Annotated in this window: 2 protein-coding genes and 1 pseudogene; all 3 read right to left on the bottom strand. The window is 78.0% G+C overall.

Annotated elements, in window-relative coordinates:
* Positions 1 to 197 (bottom strand): annotated as a pseudogene (locus tag ACYVJ4_RS18565) (tRNA lysidine(34) synthetase TilS); the annotation flags it as partial.
* 40 nt (positions 198 to 237) lie between these two features.
* On the bottom strand, positions 238 to 1,296 hold the full coding sequence (locus ACYVJ4_RS18560; RefSeq protein WP_460461529.1) for a zinc-dependent metalloprotease: 1,059 nt from the start codon (positions 1,294 to 1,296) through the stop codon (positions 238 to 240).
* Positions 1,297 to 1,347: 51 nt separating this feature from the next.
* On the bottom strand, positions 1,348 to 2,533 hold a 1,186-nt coding region (gene dacB, locus ACYVJ4_RS18555; protein WP_460461528.1), incomplete at its 5' end, for a D-alanyl-D-alanine carboxypeptidase/D-alanyl-D-alanine endopeptidase.

Genomic DNA, 2,533 nt, shown 5'->3' with positions numbered 1-2,533 from the left:
TGCAGGCCGTGGTCGACGACGACCGCACCGGCGCTCAGCCCGGCCCGCGGCGCCTCGAACGCCGTCGCGGCCGCGAGCGCCAGCGAGTCGGCGCCACCGCTGACCCCGACGAGCACGAGCCCGCCCGCCCGGACGTCGGCCAGCGCGGCGCGCACCGCGACGCGCACGGCGGCGACGGCGGGGTCCGGGCCGGTCACGGCGCCAGCGTAGGTGCAGGGGGCGGCGCGTCCGCCCCGATCAGCCGTGCACCCGGCGCACCCAGGCCCGCGGGTCGGCGACCTCCTCGGGCGAGGGCAGCGTCTGGGGCGAGGTCCACACCTGGTTGAAGCCCTCCATGCCCACCTGCTCGACGACGCCGCGCACGAACCGCGCGCCGTCGCGGTACTGGCGCATCTTGTCCTCCAGGCCGAGCAGCCGCCGCAGCAGCCGGTCGAACGGGTCGACGCCGGCCCGGCGGGCCGTGAACCGGGCGCGGATCGTCGCCACCGACGGCACGACCTCGGGGCCGACCTCGTCCATGACGACGTCCGCGTGCCCCTCGAGCAGGGACATGATGGCCACGACGCCGCGCAGCCGCTCGCGCTGGGCCGGGCTGGCGAACAGGTCGACCAGCGAGCCGCCCTGGCCGCGCAGCACCTCGGGCAGCCGGCGGGCGGCGTCCTCGAGGGTGCTGACCAGGCTGGCCGGGTCCGGGGCGAGGTCGCCGGCCAGCGACGTCGCCTGGTCGAGCAGGTGCTGGCGCAGCCACGGCACGGCCGTGAACTGCACGCGGTGGGTCTCCTCGTGCAGGCACACCCAGAGCCGGAAGTCGTGCGGGTCGACGCCCATCTCGCGCTCGACGTGCACGAGGTTGGGGGCGACGAGCAGCAGCCGCGGCGTGCCGCCGGGCGCGATGTCGTACTGCCCCAGCACCTTGCTCGACAAGAAGGCGAGCAGGCCGCCGGCCTCGGCGCCGGTGACCTTGCCGCCCACCGCGGCCAGGACGGCGTTGGGCTGGCCCGGACGGCGGTCGGCCAGCTTCGTGACGACCGGCGCGAGCATGGCGCGCAGCGTCTGCAGGTTGGCCTCGACCCAGCGCGGCCGGTCGACCACGAGCACCACGGGGTCGTCGTCGCGCGCCTCGAGACCGGTGATGGCCCGCACGTGGGGGCGGGCGGCCACGGCGCTCGCGCGCAGCTCGGCGACGACGTCCGCGGCCTCGGCGGCGTCGACCACCGGACCGGGGCGGGCCAGGCGGCGGGCCGTCGCCGCCGCCAGGTCCCAGTCGACCAGTCGGTCCAGCAGCTCCTCGCTCATGCGGGCGATCCTCCCGGTGCGCTCGTCCGGCCGCGACCCGAGCCGGGTGGATCAGCGGCAGCCGCAGGCGGCGAGCGCCGCGGCCACCTGGTCCGACGCGCGGCGGGCCGCGATCGTGCCCCCGGCGGGCACGCGGTCGGCCATGAGCACGAAGACGAGCAGCCGGCCGTCGCGGTCGACGGTCGTGCCGGCCAGCGTGCTGACGCCGGTGAGCGTGCCGGTCTTGGCCCGCACCACGCCGGCCGCCGCGTGCGTCGCCGGCCGGTCGAAGCGCTCGGCGAGGGTGCCGCTGAAGCCGGCCACCGGCAGGCCGGCCAGCAGCGGACGCAGCCGCGGCTGGTCGGGTCCGGCCGCGAGCGCGAGCACGGCGGCGAGCACCTCCGGCGGGATCCGGCTGCCCTGCCCGAGCCCGCTGCCGTCGGCGATCGTGGTCGTGCCGGTCTGCACGCCGAGCGCCTGGACGGCGTCGAGCACGGCGAGGGCGGAGTCCTCGAAGGTCGTCGGCCTTCCCATCGCGTGCGCGGTGAGCTTGGCCATGACCTCGGCCAGCGCGTTGTCGCTCTCGGTCAGGGCGGTGTCCAGCACCTCGGCGACCGTCGCCGACCGCACCTCGCCGAGCACGGTCGCCCCGCCGTCCGCCTTGGTGCGGGCCGTCGTCCCGGCGACGGTGACGCCCTGGCGGCGCAGCGCCTGCGCGAAGGCCGTGGCCGCCGACGCCGACGGGTCGACCGGACCGGGGTGGCCGGGCAGGGCGCGGTCGCGGCCCAGGCCGAGCGCGCTGACCCGGCCGGTGTAGCCCACCGCCACGTCGCCGGCGGCCCACGCCGGCGCGGTGTTCGGCCCCTCGAAGACCGTGTCGTCGAAGCGGACCACGACCCGGTGCCGGCCGTCGGCCGCCAGCGCCTTCGCGACCTGGGCCGCGAGGTCGGCCAGACCCGCGTGACCGACGACGCGGTCCTCGCGCGAGGCGCCGGTGCCGAGCAGCATGTCGCCGCCGCCGACGAGGACGACCTCGTCCGGGCTCGCGCCCTGCACCACGCGGGTGGGCAGCCGGGTGTCGCCGCCGACCGTGCTGAGCACGGCGGCCGCGGTCAGCAGCTTGGTGGTCGACGCCGGGACGCGCGGCTGCGCCGAGTCGCGGTCGAGCAGCACGTCGCCGGTGGCGGCGTCGACGACCACGGCGGCGACGTCCGGCCCGAGGGCGGTGCTGCGCAGCTGCGGCGCGAGGGCGCGGCCC

It is taken from the genome of Angustibacter peucedani, assembly GCF_054779595.1.
The sequence above is the reverse complement of the archived record's forward strand: the minus strand, read 5'-3'. Positions and strand labels throughout refer to the sequence as shown.